Source organism: Oceanomicrobium pacificus (assembly GCF_009833495.1).
Classification (GTDB): Bacteria; Pseudomonadota; Alphaproteobacteria; order Rhodobacterales; family Rhodobacteraceae; genus Oceanomicrobium; species Oceanomicrobium pacificus.
This window is the reverse complement of record NZ_WUWG01000003.1, coordinates 227,580-250,948: the sequence shown is the minus strand read 5'-3', so window position 1 is coordinate 250,948 and position 23,369 is coordinate 227,580. Positions and strand designations below refer to the sequence as shown.

General features: G+C 66.4%; 23 protein-coding genes. 5 read left to right on the top strand and 18 right to left on the bottom strand.

Annotated features, from left to right (window positions below; all coding sequences use genetic code 11):
* The first annotated feature begins 119 nt into the window (after nt 1–119).
* The 4 genes from GSH16_RS07685 to pdeM all read left to right on the top strand — a co-directional run bounded on the left by GSH16_RS07685 (nt 120) and on the right by pdeM (nt 5,479).
* The gene (locus tag GSH16_RS07685; protein WP_160853705.1) at nt 120–1,418 is read left to right on the top strand and encodes an ATPase; all 1,299 of its coding nucleotides are present in this window, start codon (nt 120–122) and stop codon (nt 1,416–1,418) included.
* Between the two features lie 75 nt (nt 1,419–1,493).
* Entirely contained in the window at nt 1,494–2,288 is a 795-nt protein-coding gene (locus GSH16_RS07680) for a crotonase/enoyl-CoA hydratase family protein (RefSeq protein ID WP_160853703.1), read from the top strand.
* A 48-nt stretch (nt 2,289–2,336) separates the two neighbouring features.
* A complete protein-coding gene (locus GSH16_RS07675; RefSeq protein ID WP_160853701.1) occupies nt 2,337–4,760 on the top strand; it encodes a ligase-associated DNA damage response DEXH box helicase in 2,424 nt (807 codons plus the stop codon).
* A 44-nt stretch (nt 4,761–4,804) separates the two neighbouring features.
* Complete coding sequence (pdeM, locus tag GSH16_RS07670; protein WP_160853699.1) at nt 4,805–5,479, top strand: ligase-associated DNA damage response endonuclease PdeM; 675 nt, start codon at nt 4,805–4,807, stop codon at nt 5,477–5,479.
* A 2-nt stretch (nt 5,480–5,481) separates the two neighbouring features.
* On the opposite strand, the gene folD is transcribed toward pdeM, so the two are convergent.
* The 16 genes from folD to ruvC form a co-directional block, all read right to left on the bottom strand.
* Nucleotides 5,482–6,375: a bifunctional methylenetetrahydrofolate dehydrogenase/methenyltetrahydrofolate cyclohydrolase FolD gene (folD, locus tag GSH16_RS07665; RefSeq protein ID WP_160853697.1), complete on the bottom strand. Its 894-nt coding sequence runs from the start codon at nt 6,373–6,375 to the stop codon at nt 5,482–5,484.
* A gap of 106 nt (nt 6,376–6,481) precedes the next feature.
* Entirely contained in the window at nt 6,482–8,158 is a 1,677-nt protein-coding gene (locus GSH16_RS07660) for a formate--tetrahydrofolate ligase (protein ID WP_160853695.1), read from the bottom strand.
* A gap of 194 nt (nt 8,159–8,352) precedes the next feature.
* Nucleotides 8,353–8,946, bottom strand: coding sequence for an MOSC domain-containing protein (locus GSH16_RS07655; RefSeq protein WP_160853693.1), 594 nt, complete (start codon nt 8,944–8,946; stop codon nt 8,353–8,355).
* Nucleotides 8,947–9,080: 134 nt separating this feature from the next.
* Complete coding sequence (gene ftsH / locus GSH16_RS07650; RefSeq protein ID WP_160853691.1) at nt 9,081–11,000, bottom strand: ATP-dependent zinc metalloprotease FtsH; 1,920 nt, start codon at nt 10,998–11,000, stop codon at nt 9,081–9,083.
* A gap of 81 nt (nt 11,001–11,081) precedes the next feature.
* Nucleotides 11,082–12,398 (bottom strand): tRNA lysidine(34) synthetase TilS, encoded by a 1,317-nt coding sequence (gene tilS / locus GSH16_RS07645; protein WP_160853689.1) that lies wholly within the window; start codon nt 12,396–12,398, stop codon nt 11,082–11,084.
* Nucleotides 12,389–13,318 (bottom strand): tol-pal system protein YbgF, encoded by a 930-nt coding sequence (ybgF, locus tag GSH16_RS07640; RefSeq protein WP_235913077.1) that lies wholly within the window; start codon nt 13,316–13,318, stop codon nt 12,389–12,391. Before ybgF ends, tilS begins: the two co-directional genes overlap by 10 nt.
* A 53-nt stretch (nt 13,319–13,371) precedes the next feature.
* Nucleotides 13,372–13,881, bottom strand: coding sequence for a peptidoglycan-associated lipoprotein Pal (gene pal, locus GSH16_RS07635; RefSeq protein WP_160853687.1), 510 nt, complete (start codon nt 13,879–13,881; stop codon nt 13,372–13,374).
* 78 nt (nt 13,882–13,959) lie between these two features.
* Nucleotides 13,960–15,306, bottom strand: coding sequence for a Tol-Pal system beta propeller repeat protein TolB (gene tolB / locus GSH16_RS07630; protein WP_160853685.1), 1,347 nt, complete (start codon nt 15,304–15,306; stop codon nt 13,960–13,962).
* Nucleotides 15,306–16,505: a hypothetical protein gene (locus GSH16_RS07625; RefSeq protein ID WP_160853683.1), complete on the bottom strand. Its 1,200-nt coding sequence runs from the start codon at nt 16,503–16,505 to the stop codon at nt 15,306–15,308. The genes tolB and GSH16_RS07625 overlap by 1 nt, the downstream gene beginning before the upstream one ends.
* An 11-nt stretch (nt 16,506–16,516) precedes the next feature.
* A complete protein-coding gene (gene tolR / locus GSH16_RS07620) occupies nt 16,517–16,990 on the bottom strand; it encodes a protein TolR (protein WP_160853681.1) in 474 nt (157 codons plus the stop codon).
* 1 nt (nt 16,991) lies between these two features.
* On the bottom strand, nt 16,992–17,696 hold the full coding sequence (gene tolQ, locus GSH16_RS07615) for a protein TolQ (protein WP_160853679.1): 705 nt from the start codon (nt 17,694–17,696) through the stop codon (nt 16,992–16,994).
* Nucleotides 17,697–17,864: 168 nt separating this feature from the next.
* A complete protein-coding gene (ybgC, locus tag GSH16_RS07610; RefSeq protein ID WP_160853677.1) occupies nt 17,865–18,266 on the bottom strand; it encodes a tol-pal system-associated acyl-CoA thioesterase in 402 nt (133 codons plus the stop codon).
* Nucleotides 18,263–18,940 carry a hypothetical protein gene (locus GSH16_RS07605; RefSeq protein WP_160853675.1) on the bottom strand — a complete coding sequence of 226 codons (678 nt, stop codon included), beginning with the start codon at nt 18,938–18,940 and terminating at the stop codon, nt 18,263–18,265. The genes ybgC and GSH16_RS07605 overlap by 4 nt, the downstream gene beginning before the upstream one ends.
* On the bottom strand, nt 18,937–19,971 hold the full coding sequence (gene ruvB / locus GSH16_RS07600; protein ID WP_160853673.1) for a Holliday junction branch migration DNA helicase RuvB: 1,035 nt from the start codon (nt 19,969–19,971) through the stop codon (nt 18,937–18,939). Before ruvB ends, GSH16_RS07605 begins: the two co-directional genes overlap by 4 nt.
* Nucleotides 19,972–19,987: 16 nt before the next feature.
* Nucleotides 19,988–20,689 (bottom strand): Holliday junction branch migration protein RuvA, encoded by a 702-nt coding sequence (gene ruvA, locus GSH16_RS07595; RefSeq protein WP_160853671.1) that lies wholly within the window; start codon nt 20,687–20,689, stop codon nt 19,988–19,990.
* A complete protein-coding gene (gene ruvC, locus GSH16_RS07590; protein WP_160853669.1) occupies nt 20,686–21,198 on the bottom strand; it encodes a crossover junction endodeoxyribonuclease RuvC in 513 nt (170 codons plus the stop codon). The genes ruvA and ruvC overlap by 4 nt, the downstream gene beginning before the upstream one ends.
* A 259-nt stretch (nt 21,199–21,457) precedes the next feature.
* Between ruvC and GSH16_RS07585 the strand changes: the two genes are divergently transcribed.
* Nucleotides 21,458–21,679, top strand: a complete 222-nt coding sequence (locus tag GSH16_RS07585; protein WP_160853667.1) for a DUF1127 domain-containing protein — start codon at nt 21,458–21,460, stop codon at nt 21,677–21,679.
* A gap of 74 nt (nt 21,680–21,753) precedes the next feature.
* On the opposite strand, the gene GSH16_RS07580 is transcribed toward GSH16_RS07585, so the two are convergent.
* Together GSH16_RS07580 and msrA are read right to left on the bottom strand one after the other, a co-directional pair.
* Nucleotides 21,754–22,623, bottom strand: a complete 870-nt coding sequence (locus GSH16_RS07580) for a 50S ribosomal protein L11 methyltransferase (RefSeq protein WP_160853665.1) — start codon at nt 22,621–22,623, stop codon at nt 21,754–21,756.
* A gap of 62 nt (nt 22,624–22,685) precedes the next feature.
* Nucleotides 22,686–23,339, bottom strand: a complete 654-nt coding sequence (gene msrA / locus GSH16_RS07575) for a peptide-methionine (S)-S-oxide reductase MsrA (RefSeq protein WP_160853663.1) — start codon at nt 23,337–23,339, stop codon at nt 22,686–22,688.
* Nucleotides 23,340–23,369: the final 30 nt, after the last annotated feature.

The window sequence follows — 23,369 nt, the reverse complement described above, 5'->3', positions numbered from 1 at the left end:
ATTGTTCTACCTGCTTTCACGGTCAAAAAAATGCCCTGATCGGGCGATACTGTCGCCATGTGGTAAGCGGGTCGCAGGTGATGCGGCGCCGCGTCACGTGCTTTGAACAGGATCCGGACATGAGCGAACCGATTCACACTTCCTTCGCGCCCAAGGCGCCCGTCAACATGTCCGATACCGGACTGGAAGACATCATGATGCGCGACATCATGCTCAAGACCATGTTCCGGCGAAACCTGTCCAACGTGTCGGAAATCTCCCGCACGCTCTGCGTATCCGTTCCGATCGCACAGGAACTGATCGACATGTGCCGCACGCAGAACCTGATCGAGACGCTCGGGGCCATCGGCGCCTCGACCACGTCGGAACTGCGCTACCAGCTGACCGACAGCGGCAAGGCCCGCGCGCTCGATGCACTGGCGCAGTCCGAATATTTCGGCGCCCTGCCGGTCCCCCTGCCCGATTACTGGAAGCAGACGGCCAAACAGGCGATCGGCGATGCCGTCATCACCCGCGAGAAGCTCGAGGGCGCGATGCAGCATCTGGTCCTGCCCGAAGGGATGCTCGACCAGCTTGGTCCGGCCGTGAACTCGGGGCGTTCGGTGCTGATGTACGGACCGCCGGGCAACGGCAAATCCTCCATCTCCAACGGCATCCGCGACGCGCTGGGGGACAATATCTATGTGCCGCGCTTCCTCGAATATGGCGGGCAGGTGATCTCGGTCTACGATCCGATCGTGCACACGCTCGCCAAGGGCGAGGAAGAGGATACGAGCGCGCTGCGCCGCTCCGGCGCCCAGTTCGACCAGCGCTACCTGCTTTGCCGCCGTCCGACCGTGATGACCGGTGGTGAATTGACGCTCGAGATGCTCGACCTCAACTACAACCCGGTCAGCCGCACCTATCAGGCACCGCTGCAGCTCAAGGCCACCGGCGGCGTCTTCATCGTCGACGATTTGGGCCGCCAGTCCGAACCGCCGCAGGCGCTCATCAACCGCTGGATCGTTCCGATGGAATCGAGCTTCGACATCCTGTCGCTGCAGTCGGGCCAGAAATTCATGGTGCCGTTCGACACGCTTGTCGTCTTCTCGACCAACTTCGCACCGTCGGAAATGTTCGATGGCGCCGCACTCCGGCGTATCTACTACAAGATCAAGGTCGACAATCCGAGCCGCGACGACTTCATCAAGATCTTCATCAAGACGGCGCGAGCCTTCAAGTTCCCGCCCGAGGAGGAGGTGCTCGCGCACCTGCTCAAGACCAAATACCCCGAGGTGAACAACAGTTTCGCCTCCTACCACGCGCCGTTCCTGATCGATCAGATGCTGTCCATCATCGACTATGAAAATCTCGAGCGGAAAATGACCATCCCGCTTGTGGATCGCGCCTGGGAAAACCTTTTCGTCGACGAAAGCTGACGCCACGGCGGTGTCTGCGGACGGGCCGGTTCCTGATAGGGTGGGCGCAACGCGTCCATCCCGACCGGAGGTCCAATGTCCGAACTTGTCACTCTTACCCAGACCGGCGGTATCGCCGAGGTCTGCCTGAACCGCCCCGAGAAGCGCAACGCGCTCACGCCCGATCTGCTGGAGGCACTGGTCACTACCGCGGACGCGCTGGCCGATGCGGACGGTCTGCGCACGGTCGTGCTGCACGGCGCGGGCGACGGGTTCTGTGCCGGCCTCGATTTCACCGGCTTTGGCGAATTTGTCTCCGGCAAGGTCTCGCCGCAGATGATCAACAACCGCACGCACGGGGATGGGAACCTCTTTCAGGCCGCGGCTCTTGTCTGGCGCGACCTGCCGGTACCGGTCATCGCGGTTTTGCACGGGTTCGCGCTTGGCGGCGGGTTCCAGATCATGCTGGGCGCGGATATCCGCGTGGCCGCACCCGATTGCCGCTTCTCGATCATGGAGGGCCGCTGGGGCCTTGTGCCCGACATGGGCGGGCTGGTGCTGATGCCAAGCCTCGCGCGGGAGGATGTGATCCGGCGCCTGACCTACACGGCAGAGACATTCGAAGCGCCGGACGCGCGCGACTGGGGCTTTGTCACCGAACTGGCGGATGATCCGCTGGCCCGCGCCCGCGAACTTGCTGCGCAGGTCGCGGCGCGCAGCCCCGATGCGGTGCGCACGGCCAAAGCGCTCATCACCCGCAGCCTCGGCGCGGACAGGGCAGACGTGCTGGCCGCCGAATCCGCGGCGCAGGCCGGTCTGGTGGGCCAGCCGAACCAGATCGAAGCAGTGATGGCCAACCTGCAGAAACGTGATCCGGTCTTTCGCGACTGAGCCACAGCGCGGCTGGACCCGGCGCACCGGCTGCCCCATCTTGGCGCCATGACCCGCACCCGTCTGCCCGCAGCGTTTCAGAACTGGTTCGCCCGACAGGGCTGGACCCCGCATCCGCACCAGTTGGCGCTCCTTGAAGCGCGGGATGCACCGGCGACGCTCCTGATCGCACCCACGGGCGGCGGCAAGACGCTGGCGGGATTCCTGCCAACGCTCGTTGACCTGTCCGGCGGTGCAGGCCCGGGGATGCACACGCTCTATGTCTCGCCCCTGAAGGCGCTGGCCAATGACATCGCGCGCAACCTGCGGCACCCGGCCGACGCGCTCGGGCTGAAGATCCGGATCGAGGACCGGACCGGTGACACGGGACAGGCACAACGCAAACGCCAACGGGTGGACCCGCCGCATATCCTGCTCACAACGCCGGAATCGCTCGCGCTTCTGCTCTCCTATCCCGAGGCGCCACAGATCTTCGCCGGCCTGAAACGGATCGTTCTGGACGAAATCCATGCCCTGGCCGAGAGCAAGCGCGGCGACCAGCTGATGCTGGCCCTGTCCCGGCTGGCAACGCTGGCCCCCGATGCCGCGCGCGTGGGCCTGTCGGCCACGGTGGAAGACCCGCCCGCACTGGCCGATTTCATGGCGCCTGGCCCGCCGGAGGGTGCCGGTGCCTGCCGGATCATCCATGCCGACCCGGGACCGGCCCCGGACATCGCCATCCTCGACACGGCCCACCCGCCGCCCTGGTCGGGCATGGGCGGGCGCTATGCGGTGCACGAGGTGATGGACGCCATCGCGGCCGCACGCACAACGCTGGTCTTCATCAACACGCGCGCGCAGGCGGAACTCTTCTTTCAGGCGCTCTGGCAGGTGAATGACGCCAATTTGCCGATCGGGCTGCATCACGGCTCGCTGTCACGCGATGCACGCGCCCGGGTCGAGGCGGCAATGGTCGCGGGGGACTTGCGGGCGGTGGTCTGCACCGGGTCGCTCGATCTGGGGATCGACTGGGGCAATGTCGATCTGGTGATCCAAGTCGGCGCACCGAAGAACGTGAAACGGCTGGTGCAGCGGATCGGCCGCGCCAACCATCGCTACAATGCGCCGTCCCGCGCGTTGCTGGTGCCGGCCAACCGGTTCGAGGTGATCGAATGCCGCGCCGCGCTCGACGCGGTGGCCGCGCGCGATCTGGACGGCGAGCGCCGCGCCGACGGGCCGCTCGACGTGCTCTGCCAACATATCCTGCTGTCGGCCTGTGCCGCGCCCTTCGACGCGGATGCGCTGTTCGGCGAAGTGCGCAGTGCCGGCCCCTACCGCCGCCTGCCTCGCGCCGATTACGACCGTTGCCTCGACTATTGTGCCACCGGCGGATATGCGCTGCGCGCCTATGACCGCTGGCAGCGCCTGATGCAGCGGCCGGACGGGCTCTGGCAATTACGCGACCCGCGCCGCGCCTCGATGCTGCGCATGAACGCGGGCACCATTGTCGATACGGAGACGCTGAAAGTGCGTCTGCGCGGCGGACCGGGTCTGGGGGAGGTGGAGGAAAGCTTCGTCGCTTCGCTCACGCCCGGCGATACGTTTCTGATCGGCGGTCAGGTGGTCCGCTATGACACGTTGAAGGAAATGACCGTCATGGTCAGCCGGTCGCCCTCGCGCGAGCCGCGGATCGCGGTGTTTCAGGGCACCAAGCTGGCCTGCTCGACGCGCCTGTCGGAACGCTATCTCGAACTGGTGAATGATGCAGCAGCCCGGCACCGCCTGCCGGCACATACGCGTGACTGGCTCGACCTGCAGGAAGACATTTCCGCCCTGCCCGCGCATGACCGGCTGCTGGTGGAGACCTTCACCCGCAAGAACCGGTCCTATCTCTGCCTCTACGGTTTTGCCGGCAAGAACGCGATGCAGACACTGGGCTTGCTCCTGACCCGCCGGATGGAGAGCCTGAACCTCGCGCCCGTGGGCTTTGTCTCCAACGATTACGCGCTGCTGATCTGGGGGCTGACCGAGGTTGCGGACCCCGCGGAATTGCTGGCCTCCGGCCCCTTGAAACAGGGCTGGCAGGACTGGCTGGGCGAAAATGCCGTGATGAAGCGCACTTTCCGGACGGTGGCGACCATTGGCGGGCTACTGGAACGCAACCTGCCGGGGCAACGCAAGTCGGGGCGGCAGGCGACCTTTTCCTCCGACATTCTCTACGACACGCTGCGCCGCTTCGATCCCGACCATCTGATGATGGAAATCACCCGGCGCGAAGCGATGCATGGTCTCGTCAGTTTCGAGCGGATCGACGAAATGCTCGCCCGCACGGACGGGCGGATCGACCATCGCCGCGCGCCGCATGTGACACCCATGGCCGCGCCGTTGCTGCTCGAAGTGGGCAAGGTCCCGATCAAAGGGCTGGCGCAGGATGATGCGCTGGAGGAGGAAGCGGCGCAGATGATGGCCGAGGCCGGTCTCGACGCGCCCTGAGGTCATGGCTTGCCAAATCACTCGTGTTCGCGTTTTGTATCGCCATGACCGCCTATGAATTTTCCCTGTCCGGCACATCCATGCAGGCCCGTGCCGATGGCACGCTCTGGCTGCCCGAGGCCCGCGCGCTTTGCGTCGCGGACCTCCATTTCGGCAAGTCGGAACGGATGGCGCGGCGCGGCGGGTCGCTGCTGCCGCCCTATGACAGCACCGAGACGCTGATCCGTCTGGCAGATGCGGTCCGCGCCTGCAACCCGGCGACCGTCTACTGTCTGGGCGACAGTTTCGACGACGACGCGGCCGGTCTGGCACTGCCGCCGGATATCGAGGACGGGCTGACCGGGCTGATGGCGGGCCGGGAATGGGTCTGGATCGCGGGCAACCACGATCCCGCGCCGATCGCATTGGGCGGCAGCCACCGCGACCGCGCCACCGTCGGGCCGGTCACGCTGCGCCACATTGCCGATCCGTCGGAAACCGGGCCGGAACTGTCCGGCCATTACCACCCCAAACATGGGGTGGCGACACGCGCCGGGCGGCAGGTCCGGCGCTGTTTCCTGATCTCGGGTGCCCGCGCAATCCTGCCGGCTTTCGGCTGCTACACGGGCGGCCTGTCCTGCACCAAGGCCCCGCTCGATGCGCTCCTGAAACCGGGCGCGGTCGCGGTCATGCTGGGGCGCCGTGCCGTGCCGGTCCCGCTCGACCGGGCGCTCGCCTGACCTCAGGCGGTCAGCCCCTCGGGCACCGGCAGCCCGTGGATGCGGCAACAGGCGGTGAGCGTGTTGGCCAGAAGGCAGGCAATGGTCATTGGCCCGACCCCCCCCGGCACCGGCGTGATCGCGCCAGCCACAGGGGCCACACTGTCGAAATCCACATCCCCGACAAGGCGCGTGCCGCCCTCGGGCTTGTCGATCCGGTTGATGCCCACATCGATGACGGTGGCCCCGGGCTTGATCCAGTCGCCCTTCACCATCTGCGGGCGCCCGACGGCGGCCACCACAATATCGGCTGCCGCGACGCGGGCGGGCAGATCGCGGGTGCGGCTGTGGGCAATGGTCACCGTGCAACTGTCGCCCAGCAGCAGATGCGCCATCGGTTTGCCGACGATGTTCGAACGCCCGATAACCACGGCGTCCATCCCGCTCAGGTCGCCGAGCGTTTCGCGCAGCAGCATCAGGCACCCGAGCGGCGTGCAGGGCACCATCGCATCCTGCCCGGTGCCGAGCAGGCCGACATTGGAGATATGGAATCCGTCCACATCCTTGGCCGGGTCGATCGCATTGATGACAAGATCGCTGTCGAGATGATCCGGCAAAGGCAATTGCACAAGGATGCCATGCACCTGCGGGTCCTTGTTCAGATCGTCAATGAGCGCGAGCAGCGCGTCTTCGGACGTGTCGGCGGGCAGCTTGTGCTCGAAGCTTTCCATGCCTGCCTCGACCGTCTGGCGGCCTTTGGAGCGCACATAGACCTGGCTGGCCGGGTCCTCGCCCACCAGCACCACGGCGAGCCCCGGCGTGACACCATGATCCTGCGACAGGCGTGCGACATGGGTGGCGATATCGGCGCGCAGGGCGGCAGCCCGGGCCTTTCCGTCGATGATCTGGGCTGTCACGGTGTGTCTCCCCTCGTGCCGTGTGCGGCGCATGGCCGGATGCCAGCTTTCATACGCCATCCGCTAACCACTGCAAGGGGGCAGGCACGCGCCCTGTCGCCGCGGTTCAGAAGAGCCCCTCGATCTGGCCTGCATCATTCAGGCCGATCGCCTCGGCCGACGGGACGCGCGGCAGGCCCGGCATGGTCATGATCTCGCCGCAGATCACCACGACGAAGCCCGCACCGGCGGACAGCCGCACCTCCCGCACCGGCACCGAATGGCCGCGCGGCGCGCCGCGCAGGTTCGGATCGGTGGTGAAACTGTATTGCGTCTTGGCCATGCAGATCGGCAGGTCGCCGAACCCGTCCGCTTCCCACTGGCGGAGCTGGTCGCGGATTTTCTTGTCGGCGAGCACCTCGTCGGCGCGGTAGATGCGTTTCGCGATCGCCTCGATCTTCTCGAAGAGCGGCAACTCGTCGCGATAGAGCGGCGCGAATTGCGAGACGCCGCTGTCGGCCACCTGCGCCACGCGCGTGGCCAGTTCGGTGATGCCGGCCGAGCCGTCGGCCCAATGCTTGCAGAGATAGGCCTCCGCCCCCTGGCTGGCCACATAGTCCTTCACCGCCGCGACCTCGGCCTCCGTGTCGGAGATGAAATGGTTGATCGCAACGACGACCGGCACACCGAAGGATTTGAGGTTGCCGATATGGCGGCCCAGATTCTCGCACCCGTCACGGACCGCATCGACATTCTCGCTGCCCAGATTGTCCTTGGTCACGCCACCGTTCATCTTCATCGCGCGGATCGTCGCGACGAGCACCACGCAATCAGGCGACAGGCCCGCCTTGCGGCACTTGATGTTCATAAATTTCTCGGCCCCGAGGTCGGCGCCGAACCCGGCCTCCGTCACCACATAGTCGGCCAGTTTCAGCGCGGTCGTGGTCGCAATGACCGAGTTGCAGCCATGGGCAATGTTCGCGAACGGCCCGCCATGCACGAAAGCGGGATTGTTTTCCAGCGTCTGGACGATATTGGGCTGCATCGCCTGCTGAAGGAGCACCGTCATCGCCCCGTCGGCCTTGATCTCGCGGCAGGTGATTGCCGTGCGGTCACGACGATAGGCGACGATGATGTCCCCGAGCCGCCGCTGCAGGTCCGCCAGATCGGTCGCGAGGCACAGGATCGCCATGACCTCGGACGCCACGGTGATGTCGAAACCGCCCTGCCGCGGAAAGCCGTTCGCCACGCCGCCGAGCGAGGTCACCACGTCGCGCAGCGCCCGGTCGTTCATGTCCATGACCCGCCGCCAGACGACGCGGCGCTGGTCGATCTCCAGCTCGTTGCCCCAGTAAATGTGATTGTCGATCATCGCCGAGAGCAGGTTGTGCGCCGAGGTGATCGCGTGGAAATCGCCAGTGAAATGGAGGTTCATATCCTCCATCGGGACGACCTGCGCGTAACCGCCGCCGGCCGCGCCCCCCTTCATCCCGAAGCACGGTCCGAGAGAGGCCTCCCGGATACAGATTGCGGCCTTCTTGCCGATCGCGTTCAACCCGTCACCAAGCCCGACCGTGGTCGTGGTCTTGCCCTCGCCCGCAGGCGTCGGGTTGATCGCGGTCACAAGAATGAGCTTGCCGTTCGGACGGTCCTTCAGCCCGTCTATGAACTCGGCCGAGATTTTCGCCTTGTCATGGCCGAAGGGCAGCAACGCATCTTCGGGGATGCCCAGACGGTCGCCGATCTCCCGGATCGGTTTCTTTTTTGCCGCGCGGGCGATTTCGATATCGGATGCAACTGTCATGGCCGTCTCCCTGCCTGGCTTGGCTCTCTCGCGCCACACTCAAAGCTTTTTCCGTGCCGTGCCAAGCGGTTTTCGACCGCTGGCCGGTCGAAGGCGACACGCGGGCCCTGCGTGCGGGAAACCCGCGTATCGGATCGGAACCCTGCGCCCGCGTCGGTGGCGCAGGCAGGCGGATCGGCGCGAAAGGACTGTTGTCAGCCCTGTGCTGCGTGGCGGTAGATGCGCTGGGGCGGCACATGAAGCCGGACGGTCTCGCCCAGTGTGATGCGCCCTTCACGCTCCACCCAGGCCGTTACACCGCGCCGGCCTTCCGCGGCGGACTTGAACCGCTTGCCGTGGCCGGGATGGATTTTCTCGATCACTTGCGCAGGGAACTGGCAAGGGCCGTTCTCCACATCCACCGTGATGGTCACGCCGCCCTCGAACACGAGGCGGGATGCAGGCGGCATCTGCGTCAGGTCGGGAATGCCGCGCAGCACCAGATTGGCGCCGACCCATTCTGGATTGACGCTTTCAAGCTCCATTGCCGCGGCAATATCGGCCAGTTCCTCGGCCGACAGGATGGTGATCTGCCGGGTGTTGCGGATCTCGGTGCCGCGTTCGGGATATTGTGCCAGCACCCGCGAGCAGGAGCCCCGCGTCAGCCCGCCGTGATATTCGCCGGTGAAGCCCGCATAGGTGACCTCCACCTCCGTGACCGGATCGGCGCAGAGCGTCACCTCCCGGTCCGCCACAAGGCCGAGCCAATCCACGGTGCCGGTAATGTCGGTGGGCGAGACGATGGGCATGCGCGCTGTCCTTCCTGGCAGATGGCGTTGCGGGCACGCTAACGGCTCGCGCCCGATCACGGAACCCGAAAGATGCGAAAAACCCCGCGGTATGCACCCGCGGGGTTTCAAATGTTCAAACCGTGATCCGGCGATCAGGTCGTCGGTTCGGGATCGCCGTCAACGATCGGCGGTTGGGGCTTCGGCTTGCCCGCCTTCGGGATCGAGATCACGCTCGGCGTGCCGCCCGTCGGCAGGTCATCATCGTCACCACCGCGGTTGAGCGGCTCGCCTGCAATCACCTTGGTGATCTCGGGTCCGGTGAGCGTTTCATATTCCAGCAGCCCGTTGGCGAGATTCTCCAGCTCCTGATGCTTCTCGGTCAGGATGCGTTTCGCGGTCTCGTAGCCCTCATCGACCAGACGGCGCACTTCGGCGTCGATCTGCTCCTGGGTTTCGGGGCCGGCATTGACGCCCCCGCCCTGCGGGCCGAGATAGGTCATCTGCTCGTTGGAATAGTCGATATTGCCGAGCGTGGAGGACATGCCGAACTGGGTCACCATCGCGCGGGCGATCTTGGTCACCTGCTGGATGTCCGACGCCGCGCCGGAAGTCACATTCTCCGGCCCGAAGATCAGCTCCTCGGCCACCTTGCCGCCCATCGCCATCGCGATCTTCGACTTGTACTTGGTCATCGTGACCGACAGCTGGTCGCGCTCGGGAAGCGAGAGCACAAGCCCAAGCGCCCGCCCGCGCGGGATGATCGTCGCCTTGTGGATCGGATCATGCTGCGGCACGTTCAGCCCGACAACCGCATGACCGGCCTCGTGATAGGCGGTCAAGCGCTTCTCGTCCTCGGTCATGACCATGGAGCGGCGCTCCGCCCCCATCATCACCTTGTCCTTGGCATTCTCGAAATCTTCCATCGTCACGAACCGCTTGCCGGTCCGCGCGGCCATCAGCGCCGCCTCGTTCACGAGGTTGGCCAGATCAGCACCGGAGAAGCCGGGCGTGCCGCGTGCGATGATGCGCAGGTCCACATCGGGGCCGAGAGGCACCTTGCGGGCATGCACGTCAAGGATCTTCTGACGGCCCTTGATGTCGGGGTTCGGCACTTGCACCTGCCGGTCGAACCGGCCGGGGCGCAGAAGCGCGGGGTCGAGCACATCGGGCCGGTTGGTGGCGGCCAGAAGGATCACACCCTCGTTCGCCTCGAACCCGTCCATCTCCACCAGAAGCTGGTTCAGCGTCTGTTCGCGCTCGTCATTGCCGCCGCCATAGCCGGCGCCGCGATGGCGCCCGACTGCGTCGATCTCGTCGATGAAGACGATGCAGGGCGCGTTCTTCTTGGCCTGCTCGAACATGTCGCGCACGCGGCTGGCGCCGACGCCCACGAACATCTCGACAAAGTCGGAGCCCGAAATGGTGAAGAAGGGCACGCCTGCCTCGCCGGCAATGGCACGGGCGAGCAGCGTCTTACCGGTGCCCGGCGGGCCGACGAGCAGCGCGCCTTTGGGGATCTTGCCGCCAAGGCGGGAGAATTTCTGGCTGTCGCGCAGGAACTCGACAATCTCTTCCAGCTCTTCCTTGGCTTCGTCGATGCCGGCCACATCGTCGAACGTCACCCGTCCGGCGCGTTCGGTCAGCAGTTTTGCCTTGGACTTGCCAAAGCCCATCGCGCCGCCGCGTCCGCCGCCCTGCATCCGGTTCATGAAGAAGATCCAGACGCCGATCAGCAGCAGGAAGGGCAGCCAGAGGCTGAGCGTCGAGACGAAGCCCGACTGTTCCTGCGGCGCGGCGACGATTTCCACATTATGCTCGCGCAGCACCTCCACCAGATTGGCGTCCGCCGGCTGGATCGTCTTGAGGTTGCTTCCCGATTGCGTCGTGAAATAGACGGTTTCCCCGTCCATCCGGACAGAGGTGACCTGATCGGCCTCGACCTGGTCGAGGAAGCTCGAGAAGCTCGTATCGCGTGCAGAGGTCTGCGACCCGCCTGAACTGAAGACGTTGAACAAGGCAACGACCAGCAGGAACAGGATCACCCAGAACGCGATGTTTTTCGTGTTGTTCACTTTGGTCTCCCAGTTGCGGCACAGAGCAGCGCTCCGGCTCCGGCCGTCCAGTGACTTTACATAGCGCCTGTTATCAGGCTTTCAACGTGGGGTCAGCCGCAAAAACACGCTGCTGCGCCGCGGATGGGCAACGATCTGCCACGGTGTCGGCTGACCGGCCGCCTCCGCGAGGAAGGGCGCGGCGATGACCTTCCCATCGTGCCAGATTGCCGGGGCAACCTCCAGCGCCAACCGGTCGCAGTCGGGTCCGGACGGCATGTCGGGCGCGAAATCGCGCCACCCGGCCGCCGTCAACGCCCCGATCACAAGCCTGTCAGGGGCGTCTTCGGGCCGGTCGGCGAGCCGCCAGCGCCCGTCCCACCACTGGTCGGCAGGCGCGGGATCGGGCAGGCGCGCGGGTTCGCGCAGGATCTCCACCTGGCCGCCGCGGCCGCGCACCAGACAGCCGGCGAGCGTGCGGGCCGGCAATGCCGGGCCGCCGCTCAGGAGTGCCGCGTCGAGCCGTGCCAAATCCTCCTGCCGCGGGCGATAGGCAGCGCCGCCCACCGTGCGCAGCGCCGCGGACAGGACCCGCAGGCGGCTGTCGGTGCGCGCGGCCGAATAGCTGTCATGGGCGAGGCGCACCTCGCCGCGCACGGTCTCGGACAGGCAGGCATGACCAAGCGCCAGCGCGGCATCCTCCAGCACCTCGCGCGCAGAACCGAGCGCCGCGGCACTGTCCGCGAGCCCGTCGACCGTGAGGCCGAGCGCGTCGAGCGCCGCGCCGGCCTGCCGCAGCCGGATGCGCAGGAACCGGTCATCCTCGTTCGACGGATCCTCGATCCAGCTGATTTCGCGCGCCTGCAGCATGTGCCGCAATCGGTCGCGCCGCTGGCCGAGGAGCGGCCGGATCCAGAGGCAACCCGCCTGCCGTTGCCTGACCGCCATGGCCGACAGCCCGTCCACGCCCGCACCGCGACCGAGCCGCATCAGCACCGTCTCGGCCTGATCGTCGCGCGTATGGCCCAGAAGGATCGCCGAGCGGCCCTCCTGCCGTGCAAGCTCCGACAGCAGGTCGCGCCGGGCTGCGCGGGCCGCCGCCTGCAGGTTGCCCTCCCCGGTCCAGCCGGTCCATGTCAGGATGCGGTGAGCGATGCCGAGCCCCGCGCATGTCGCGGCGACGCACCGCGCCTCGGCCGCGCTGCCGGGCCTCAACCCGTGATCGACGGTCGCCACCAGCAGATCGCCCGCCGCGTCGCCTGCCCAGTCGCGCACGAGTTCAAGCATGGCGCGGCTGTCGCTCCCGCCCGAGACGGCCAGCAGCAGGTCGCGCGGCTCCAGACCGTCCAGCGCGGCAGACAGGTCCGGAAGGTCACTCTCCGGTGGGGTGGGGGTGTCCAGATCGCCGCTCAGCGGCATCCGAGATTCTGTTTTTGCAACAGCGTGTCCGACAGGACCTGCGACGGCGCGCCCGGATAGCGGTTCTGCACCTCATCGAAGGTCAGGCAGGCCTCGTCCCGCCGCCCGAGCCGCGCAAGGCTGACACCGAGCTTGTACATCGACATCGGCGCATAATCGCCCGAGGGGCCGCCGCTGACGATGCCGAGATAGGCCCGCGCCGCGTTGGCCCAGTCGCCCGCAGCCGACAGGGCTTCGGCTTTCAGGAACTGCGCCTCGACGCTGAGCGGACCGCCGGGATAGGTCTCCGAGAAGCGGGAGAAGAGTTCCGCAGCCTGCGCATAGTCACCGGCCTCATAGGCCGCACGCGCACGGTCGAATTCGGCCTGCTCGCCGACGGCCATCGCCACGGCTTCGCCGCCCGCCTGCCCGCCCGCCGTGCCGCCGGTCGAATTCTCGACGATCCCACCGCTTGCCACCGTGCCGCCCTGCCCGTCCACGGGTGCGAGCGGCGTCGCGGTCACAGCATCGCCGCCTAGCGTGGGCGTATCGCCCAGAAGCGACGTGTCGCCGCCTTCAAGTTCCACAAGGCGGAATTCCAGATCGCCGATCCGGTTGGTCCCGTCCTCGACAATCTGCGTGATCCGGTTCTGCAATTCCTCGACACGGCCGTTGATCTGGCGGAGATCGGCCTCCAGCACGTCGAGCCGCTGCAACGCCGGGCCGGTGTTGACCGTGCCGCCATCGGTGCCCGCAGCCGGACCGGGGTTCTGCACCAATTCGCGGCGCAGGCTGCCGATCTGGTTGTAAAGGTCGGTCAGTTCCGCTCGGATATCCGCAAGCGTCTGCGCATCGGCGCTCTGCGCCTGCACCTTGACGGGCAGGACCATCAGTCCGGCGGCAAGAAGAAGCGGCAGGGTGCGGCGGAACATCGGGATCATGGCAGCTCTTTCTAGGGGCCGGTGCCCCGGACCAAAGCCGGGGCGCCGGGATATCAGCTCGTCGCGCCTGCGCTGACGACAGTGACAGCGCGGCGGTTGCGGGCCCAGCAGGCTTCCTCGGAGCATATCTCCAGCGGACGCTCCTTGCCGTAGGTCACGATGCGGATGCGGCTTTCAAGCACGCCCTGGCTGACCAGATAGTCGCGCACCGCGCTCGCGCGCCGCGCCCCAAGCGCGAGGTTATATTCCCGCGTGCCCTGCTCGTCCGCATGGCCTTCGATCAGGACCGGCAGGCTCGGATTCTGCGTCAGCCAGCGGGCCTGGCCGTTGAGCGTGGAAATGGCCGCATCATTGAGCGTGGCCTGATCGACCTCGAACAGGACGCGGTCGCCCACGGCGGTCTGGAAATAGGCAATCGAGCTTTCCTCGATATCGCCTGCCCCGACCCCGGTGCCGCCTGCGCCGCCAACGCCGCCCGCACCGCCACCTCCGACACCGGACTGGTTGCTGCATGCGGCCAGAAAGCCTGCCATGGCCAGAATGCTCAATTTCCCTGCGTTCATTTCTCTACCTCTGTTCCGGCCCTGTCGGCCTGTTTCGGGGCGACTCTATCAGTTTGTGCGTCCGGGGCAAACGCGCGATCAGCGCAGAAGCCCCGACCAGCTCGGATCGGACCCGAATTCCGGTGTCGGCACGCGGCGCAGGTTCTGGCCGGTAATGTCGACCGAATAGAGCTGTGGCGCGCCGTTGGCGCCTGCGCTTTCTCGGAAGAACATGATGACACGGCCATTGGGCGACCAGGTTGGCGCCTCGTCGAGGAAGCTTGCTGTCAGCAGCCGCTCGTCGCTGCCATCCACCCGCATCACGCCGATATGGAACCGGCCCTGCTGGATCTTGGTAAAGGCGATCAGGTCACCGCGCGGCGACCAGACCGGCGTGCCGTAGCGCCCGTTGCCGAAGCTGATCCGGGTCGCCTCGCCACCGGTTGCGGGCATCACGTAAAGCTGTTGCGAGCCGCCGCGGTCGCTCTCGAAAACGATCTGGGAACCGTCCGGCGAATAGCTCGGCGCAGTGTCGATCGCATTGCTGTCGGTCAGCTTGACGCGCTGCTTGCTCACCAGATCGACCGAATAGATATCCGTGTTGCCGCCATCCGACAGGGACAGAAGCACACTGTTGCCGTCCGGCGCGAAACGCGGCGAGAAGGTCATGCCCGGCAGATCGTCGAGCGTGTAGCGCTGCAGCGTGTTCACGTCGAGCAGATAGACCCGCGGCAGGCCGCTCTCGTAGCTCGTGTAAAGGATCTGGTCATTGTTGGGCGAGAAACGCGGCGCGATGACGATATGCTCGGTGCCGGTCAGTGCACGGTGGTTCGCGCCGTCCTGATCCATGATCGCCAGCTGCTTCAGTCGCGCATTCTTCGGCCCCTGTTCGGAGACATAGACGATCCGGCTGTCGAAATAGCCGCTTTCGCCGGTCAGGCGGGAATAGACCGCATCCGCCACCTTGTGCGCCAGACGGCGCCAATTGTCCTGACCGCCGACAAATTGCAGCCCCTCTCCCAGAGGCGCCTGCGCGAACACGTCCCAGAGCCGGAACTTGACGACATAGCGCCCGTCTCCCGTCACTTCGGCCGAGCCGGTGATGAGCGCCTGCGCGTTGATCGCTTTCCAGTCGGCAAACTGGACCGGCGCCTCGAAGCTCGTCACCCGTGCGATATAGGCGTCTTCCTGAATTTTTCGGAACAGGCCGGAATTGACCAGATCGGCGGTGATGACATCGGTAATGTCGCGCGCCAGATCGCCCGACAGGCTGTTGGCGGGCACGAAACCGGGAATGGCGATCGGCATCGGCTCGATCACCCCGTCGGTGATCTCGATCCGCAACGGCCCCCTGTCCGCGGTCCCGTCCGACTGGGCCTGCGCGGCCAGAGGCGCCAGACCAAGGCAGATAAGGGTCACGATCCGGCCAAGTTTTCCAAATCTCATCACATCACCACATTTCGGGGATTGAACTTTACTTCGATCCGACGCCATTGCTCAAACTTTTCAGCCGGCATCTCGTACGGGGCACAGCGTTTGATCGCGCGTCGCGCGGCCTCATAGGCGGCCCGATACACGCTGTCGAGCGAACCCGAGGGTTCCACAAGGCCGACATCGCCCACGAGCTGCCCGTCAATGTTGAGCTCGAAATCGACGATCACAACCAGATCGGACGCATCGCGCACGCCTGCCGGCGGGTTCCAGCAGCGCTCCACCGCAAGCCGCAGCCCGTCCTTCTCGCCGCGCGTCAGTGGCGGGCCGACAGGCAGCGACGTTTCGGCAGGTCCGGCGCCGGTCTCCGTGGCATCGGGTGTTTCCGCGGGCGCGGCCGGGGTTTCGCTTTCCGCTGCGGCCTGCGCGGCGAGCGCGGCGATCTCGGTGCGTTCCGCCGTCTCGATCGCCTCGGTGATGCTTGCGGGCCGCGGTTTCGGACGGCCAGCCGCGATCAGCGCGCCGCTCTCGTCGCTTTCCTCCACCCGGTCGAGAGGGATTTCGGTGGTCGATTCTTCGGGCGCCTCGGGCGTCTCTGCCTCCTCGACCGGCGTCTCGCTTTCCTCGGGGCGGCTGTCGGCCACGGTCTCCTCGGACGGTTTTGCATCCTGCGGCGGGCGCGGCGCGGACTGGCTGTCGATGCGCGGCGCGTCACGCGGCGGTGGCGGCGCGAGGGCGACGGTGCGGCTCGTCGTGTCGCTGGCATCGGGCCGGTCGAGCCCCTCGGCCTGCGGGGCGACGATCTCGGCACCCTGCGGCACATCAGGTGCCATGGTCTGCGGCACGTCTGGCGTGGCGACATCCACAGGGCGATTCTGGGTCAAAAGATCGCTCAGATCGGCCTCTTCGTCGGCGGCCTCCGGGTCCTCGGGCCGATCCGAATCTGCCGTCGTCACAAGGTCTTCGGGGCGCGGGATGGCGGGTGTCAGCGCATCCGGTTCGCTGATCGCCGGTGCGACAGGTGCGGCCAGATCGGTGCGGGGAGCTTCGGGCGCGGCCGACACGGCAGCATCGAATTCCGATGCCGAAATGATCGAGACGTTGGACACGGTGACCCGCTCCTCGCCGTCATGCTCGAAAAGCGGCCCCCAGAGGAGCGCCAGAAGCACGAGAAGCAGATGCGCCGTTCCGGATATGGTCGCGCCGGTTTTCATCTATGCAGGGCCTATTCTTCCGGCCCGTCCAGCGTCGGCCCGCCGCTTTCGGTCACAAGGCCGACATCGTTGAATCCGCCCGCATTGAGGGCGCCCATGACCTGCATCACGGTCTCGTAGCGGACCGCGCCGTCAGCCCGCAGGAACACCTTTTTCGAGCTGCGCTCGCCCGCAATGGCGCGCAGTTTCGGCACCAGTTCCTGCATCGGGATTTCGGTTTTCTGGATCACCACCTGCCCTTCGGCGGTGAGCGCGATGGTCAGCGGCTCCTCCTGCTCGGTGGGCAAGGGCGGCGCCGCGGTTTTCGGCAGTTCGATCGGCACGCCGACGGTCAGCAGCGGGGCCGCGACCATGAAGATGATCAGAAGCACGAGCATTACGTCCACGAAGGGCGTGACGTTGATCTCAGACATGGGCTTGTGGCCAGCCCGCGACCGCCGCCGGCCGCCGCCACCCTTGCCCCGTGCCATGACGCCCGCGCCCATGTCAGTCCTCCGCCCGGTCGAGCTGGCGCGACAGGATCATCGAGAACTCGTCTGCGAAATCCTCGAAATCGCTGGTGAGCTTGTCACTGTCGGACGACAGCTTGTTGTAGAAGATCACGGCCGGGATCGCGGCGAGCAGGCCGAGCGCGGTTGCCACCAGCGCCTCGGCAATGCCGGGTGCGACAACGGCAAGGTTCGTGCTCTGCTGGGCGGCGATTTCCTCGAACGAGTGCTTGATGCCCCAGACCGTGCCGAACAGCCCGACAAAGGGCGAAATCGACCCGACGGTGGCCAGGAAGGTGAGCCCGGCGCTCAACTCCTCGCTCTCGCGGCCGAGCGCCACGTTCATTGCACGGTCGATGCGCGACTGCGCGCCGGCGATGAGCGCCCCGCCCGGGCGATGCGACCGGCGCCACTCCGACATGCCGGAGGCAAAAATACGTTCCATCGCGCTGTGCGGCGTCTTGCCGATCCGGCCATAAAGCTGGTCGAGCGGCTCCCCCGACCAGAAAGCTTCCTCGAACATTTCCGTGTCCGATTTCGCGCGGCGGTAGTTGATCATTTTCTGGACGATGATGGCCCAGGACCAGAAGGAGGCCACGAGGAGCACGATCATGACGATCTTGACCGTGATGGTCGCGCGGAGAAAGAGGGCAAGAATCGAAAAATCGATTTCCTGCGCAGCGGCGAGTGTTTCTGCTTCCATTGACCTGCTCTGAGGGGACCTGCTCTGGGTTGCCGAAAAGGGTTTGCCTGTAAGCGTTTGCCTTACTTGTCCGAATTGTGCGCCGCTGTTTGCCACGACTTGCGGACATCATACGCCATTTCGCAATCGTTGTGTCGAATTTCCCGCGCTCTGTCCAGAGTCGGGCGATCAAACCTTCGTATTTTGAAGCCGTTGGCGGATTTCTGCCGGCAGGCGGACGGGCTTTCCACCGAGCGACATGACCGCCACCCGCACCTCGGCGCGCAGGATTTCTTCCGCGCCACGGGTGATCCTCTGGGACATGGTGAGCGAGGCCGCGCCGAGTTCGGACGTTTCGGTATGAACCGTCAGGACATCGTCGAACCGCGCCGGGCGCAGATAATCGACCTCCACCCGGCGGACGGCGAACACGATCCCCAGATCGTCGCGCATCGCCAGCTGGTCGAGGCCGGCATCGCGGACGAGTTCCGAGCGGCCGCGCTCCAGAAAGCGCAGATAGTTGGCGTAATAGACGATGCCCGCCATGTCCGTATCTTCGTAATAGACCCGCAGATCGTGCGTGTGGGTCATTGCAGACCCTCCATCAGAAGGGCCGTGCGCGCGGCCAGCCGCAAACTGTGTGACGCGTCCGTCGCGGCAGCGGGCAGCACCGGATCATAGGCCGCGCGGATGAGCGCGGCCACGGCCGGCGGCACGAGCGGGGCTTTTTGCGGCCCCACATGGCCCACGGGTGCGCGGGACCGGAAGGCAGAAGGCCCCCAAAGCAGGCTCGTCAGCACCATCTGGCGCATCGCCAGATCGAGCGCGGGCTCGGCGGCAAGGCTGTCGTCCATGCGCAGGAGCACGGTGGAGAAGCGGATCGCACCGTCCGGCTCGAAGGAAAAGCTGCGGAACTGGTTGGCCGCCGCCGCGTCAAGCCGCGGGATCAGGTCGTCGAGACCGGGAAGCAGACGGTCGAGGTCCGGCACGCCGCGCAGCTCTGCCCAGTCGGGGCAAACAAAGACCATCAGGTTCGCGCCCATCTCGGGGTCCGTCTCGGCCAGTGCTTGACCGGTCAGTCGCGCAACCTCGGCGAACCCGTCCTTGAATGCGGTGAGCGTCGCGTCATCGGTGCCGAAGACAACCGGCGCGACCGGACGGCCCCAGCGGGCGAACCGGAAGCTGCCGTCGCTCTGGGTGAACATCGCCTCGATTTCCGCTGCATCGGGCGCGCGGTCGGGGCCGGAGGGCGCGGCGGCACTCATGCCTGCCCCCCGAACAGGTCCGCCTGATCGACAGGTCGCGGCGCGGTCAGGCCGAGATGGGTCCAGGCGCGGGCGCCGAGCATCCGCCCGCGCGGCGTGCGCTGGATCAGCCCCTGTTGCAGCAGGAACGGCTCGATCACTTCCTCGATCGCGTCGCGGGCCTCCGACAGGGCGGCGGCAATCGTCTCCACTCCGACCGGCCCGCCGCCATAATGTTCGGCCAGCAGGCGCAGGTAGCGCCGGTCGGCCCCGTCGAGCCCCAGATCATCGACGCCGAGCCGTCTGAGCGCCATATCGGCCAGCGCCTGATTGACCTCTCCGTCACCCTCCACCAGCGCGAAATCGACGACGCGGCGCAACAGCCGCCCGGCAATGCGCGGCGTGCCGCGCGCGCGGCGGGCAATCTCGGTCGCGCCGTCATCGGTGATGCGGGCGCCCAAAAGGCCGGCCCCCCGCGTCACGATCCGCACCAGTTCGTCCACGGTATAGAATTCAAGCCGGGTCGGGATGCCGAACCGGTCGCGCAAGGGGGTCGTCAGAAGGCCGAGCCGGGTCGTCGCGCCCACAAGCGTGAACGGTTGCAGGTCGATACGCACGGTACGCGCGGCGGGCCCCTCCCCGATCACCAGATCAAGCTCGAAATCCTCCATCGCCGGATAGAGCACTTCTTCCACCACCGGATTGAGGCGGTGGATCTCGTCAATGAAAAGCACGTCCCGCTCGTCGAGATTGGTCAGGATCGCCGCGAGATCACCGGCTTTCGCCAGCACCGGGCCAGAGGTCATGCGGAAATTCACGCCCAACTCGCGCGCCATGATCTGCGCCAGCGTCGTCTTGCCCAGCCCCGGCGGCCCGTAGAAGAGCGTGTGATCCATGGCGCTGCCGCGCTGGCGCGCACTCTCGATGAAAACGGCGAGGTTGGCGCGCGCCTCTTTCTGGCCGACAAACTCGCCCAGCGACTGCGGACGCAGGGCACGGTCGGCATCCTCGGGCCGCGGCTCGGGGCGCAATGTCGGGTCCGGCTCGTCCATCTTCCCGCCTCTCAGATCAGCCTTTCGGGGCCAACAGTTTCAATGCCGCGCGGATCAGGTCCGCCGCGTCGGCCGCATCCTCGGACGCGGCTCCGGCGGCCTCCGCCACGGCGGCGGCGGCCTCTCCCTGCCCATAGCCGAGATTGAGGAGCGCCGAAAGGGCATCCGCCTGCGCGGCTGCGCCGGCGCCGGCGGCATCCGGCCCGCCGGACGGTGCCCCGTCCGGTGCGTCAGCCACGGTGTCGCCAGTGTCGATCACGGCAACAGGGGCCGCGCCGCTCGCGCGGCGCGCGCCCGCCGCACCCAGTGCCATGACGGCCGGAGCCTTGTCTTTCAATTCCAGAACCACACGGCTCGCAATCTTCGGACCGACCCCGGGCGCGGCCTTGATTGCCGTCGCATCCCCGAGGGTAATCGCCCGGCTCACCCCGTCGGTGCCAAGCGTGCCGAGCACAGAGAGCGCCGCCTTCGCCCCCACGCCCTGCACCGATGTCAGGAGCAGGTGCCATTCGCGTTCGGCCAGCGTCGGGAACCCGTAAAGCTGCAGCAGGTCCTCGCGCACGACAAGTTCGGTATATAGCGCCGCCGTGCCGCCCACGTCGGGCAATTGCGCCAGCGTCCGGCTGCTGCAATAGACGATATATCCGACCCCGCCCGTGTCGATCAGCACGTGATCCGCGCCGCGATGGTCGATCCGGCCTGACACTTTGCCGATCACGGGCGGGCCTCCGCCGCGGCCACGGCGCGGTCGAGCCGGCTGGCAAACCGCGCGTGATGCGCGTGACAGAGCGCAATGGCCAGCGCGTCGGCCGCATCCGGTCCCGCGATCTGGGCCTGCGGCAATTGCATCCGCACCATATGTTCCACCTGTTTCTTGTCCGCATGGCCGACGCCCACCACGACCTTCTTGATCGCATTGGGCGCATATTCCGCGACCGGCAAACCGGCGCGGGCCGGCACCAGAAGCGCCACGGCCCGGGCCTGCCCGAGCTTCAGCGTGCCCGCGGCATCCTTGTTGACGAATGTATGCTCCACAGCGGCCGTGTCGGGCGCATGGGCCGCGACCACCGTTTCAAGCTGTTCGAAGAGTGCGGTCAGGCGGCCGGCCAGATCCTGACCCACGCCCCGGCAGACACCGTTTGCGACATGGGTCAGACGGCTGCCCGCCACGTCGACGATGCCCCAACCCATCCGCTGCAATCCCGGATCGATGCCCAAAACCCGCATGGCACTGCCCTGCCCTTCATTTTTCTTGTATCCACCGGATAGCACGAAACAGGAACACGCGTCACGGAAAAAGCGGCGCGAGGGCCGGATATGACGCTTTTGCGCTCCCGCCGGTCGGGTTTGGACCCCGTTGCGGAGAATTGCGAAAAGCGCATGTCAGATATGCACTTAGACGGGCTTGTCGGGGCCTGCAGCGCGCTTTACCTGCCCGTCAACCGAGACGATTTCGGTCCCAACCACATTCTTTCAGGAGAGCGCCATGACGCAATCTATCGCCACTCGCCCGGTGCCCATGGGGGCCGTATCGATCTTCCGCGCCATCAGTCTTGTCGAGGATCTGCCGGTCCGCCTGCGCACCCGGATCCTTGCCTACCGCACGGCCCGCAAGCTGCACGCGCTGACCGACCGCGACCTGTCCGACATCGGGCTGGAGCGTGCCGACATCGACACTGTGTCCAAGCGGATCTGCGGCCTGCGCTGAACCGCGCCGCATAGCGGAAACAGGTAACGCCGCCGCCCTTTGGGGCTGGCGGCGTTTTTCGTTTCGGCGATACGTCAGGTGCGGCGAAGCGTGAAGGTGGTCCATTCCCCGATGCGGCGCAGGTCCATGCGGGTGAAGCCGTGGCCCTCATAGACCCGTTCGACCGACACAGCCTGCCGGTTCAGGATGCCCGACAGGATGATCGCCCCGCCCGGCGCGACATGGCGGGCCATGTCACCGGCCAGCCGCTTCAGCGGACCGGCAAGGATATTGGCAAAGACAAGGTCATAGGGGGCGGCGCGGCGCAAACGGTCATGGCGGAACCCCGGCGCGGTCACACAGGCCACCCGTCCTCGCAGCCCGTTGGCCGCCATGTTGGCGCGGGCTGTGTCGACAGCCACAGGGTCGATGTCGCTGGCGATGGCAGCCGCGTTCCACAGCTTCACCGCGCCCATCGCGAGCACGCCGGTCCCGCAGCCGATATCTGCGATGTTCGAGGCGCGCAGGCCCGCACGGTCCAGATCGCTCAGAGCTTCGAGGCAGCCTTGCGTCGTGCCGTGATGGCCGGTGCCGAACGCCATCGCCGCGTCGATCTCCAGCCCGATCTTCTCGGCCGGGACCGCATCGCGGTCATGGCTGCCATAGACGACGAAGCGCCCGGCATGCACGGGCGTCAGTTCGCGCCGGACCTGAGCGACCCAGTCGCGATCCTCGACCCGACTGACAACGAAGGGCTTGGCGCCCGCCATGGTTGCCAGAAGCGCCAGTCCGGCCACATCCGGTTTTTCGGTGAAATAGCCGCCCACTTCCCAAGTGCCGGACCCGTCCTCCACCTCGAAGACGCCGATGCCGGTCGGTTCCGGCTCCAGCCGTTCAAGCGTTTCGGCCAGCGCCTCGGCGGCCGCTTGTCCGGGAAGTGTGGTCAGGGCTGTGTAAGTCGGCACGCGTCTGCTCCTTGCGGGGTCTGAGGCGCGGCGATAGCCCCCACCGCGCCACCGGTCAAGGATTAACGGCCGCCAAGCCCGATCGGACAGGTCACGCCAGTGCCGCCGATCCCGCAATAGCCGTCCGGATTCTTGGCCAGATATTGCTGGTGGTAATCCTCGGCATAGAAGAACGGACCCGCGGGCAGGATCTCGGTTGTGATGGTGCCGTGGCCGGCGCCGGTCAGGCCTTTCTGATAGGCAGCCTTCGTGTCGGCGGCTTCGGCGGCCTGCGCGGGCGTGAACGTGTAGATACCGGACCGGTACTGGGTGCCGCGGTCATTGCCCTGCCGCATGCCCTGCGTCGGGTCGTGGCCCTCCCAGAAATGGCGCAGTAGCTCGTCATAGCCGATCTTCGCGGGGTCGTAATGGACGAGCACCACCTCGTTGTGGCCGGTCTGGCCGGTGCAGACCTCCTTGTAGGTCGGGTTCGGCGTGACACCGGCGGCATAGCCCACGGCCGTCATCCAAACACCGTCCAGCTGCCAGAAGATCCGCTCCACGCCCCAGAAACAGCCCATGCCGAACAACGCGACCTCGAGCCCTTCCGGAAACGGCCCTTTCAGGGGGCGTCCATTGACGAAATGCGTCTCGGCGGTGGGGATGGGGTCGGGTCGGCCGGGAAGGGCCTGCTCCGCGGAAGGCAGGGTTGCCGGGCGGAATCGGTCGAAGAGCATGATGATCCTTGGTTGGGTTGGCGTCAGAGG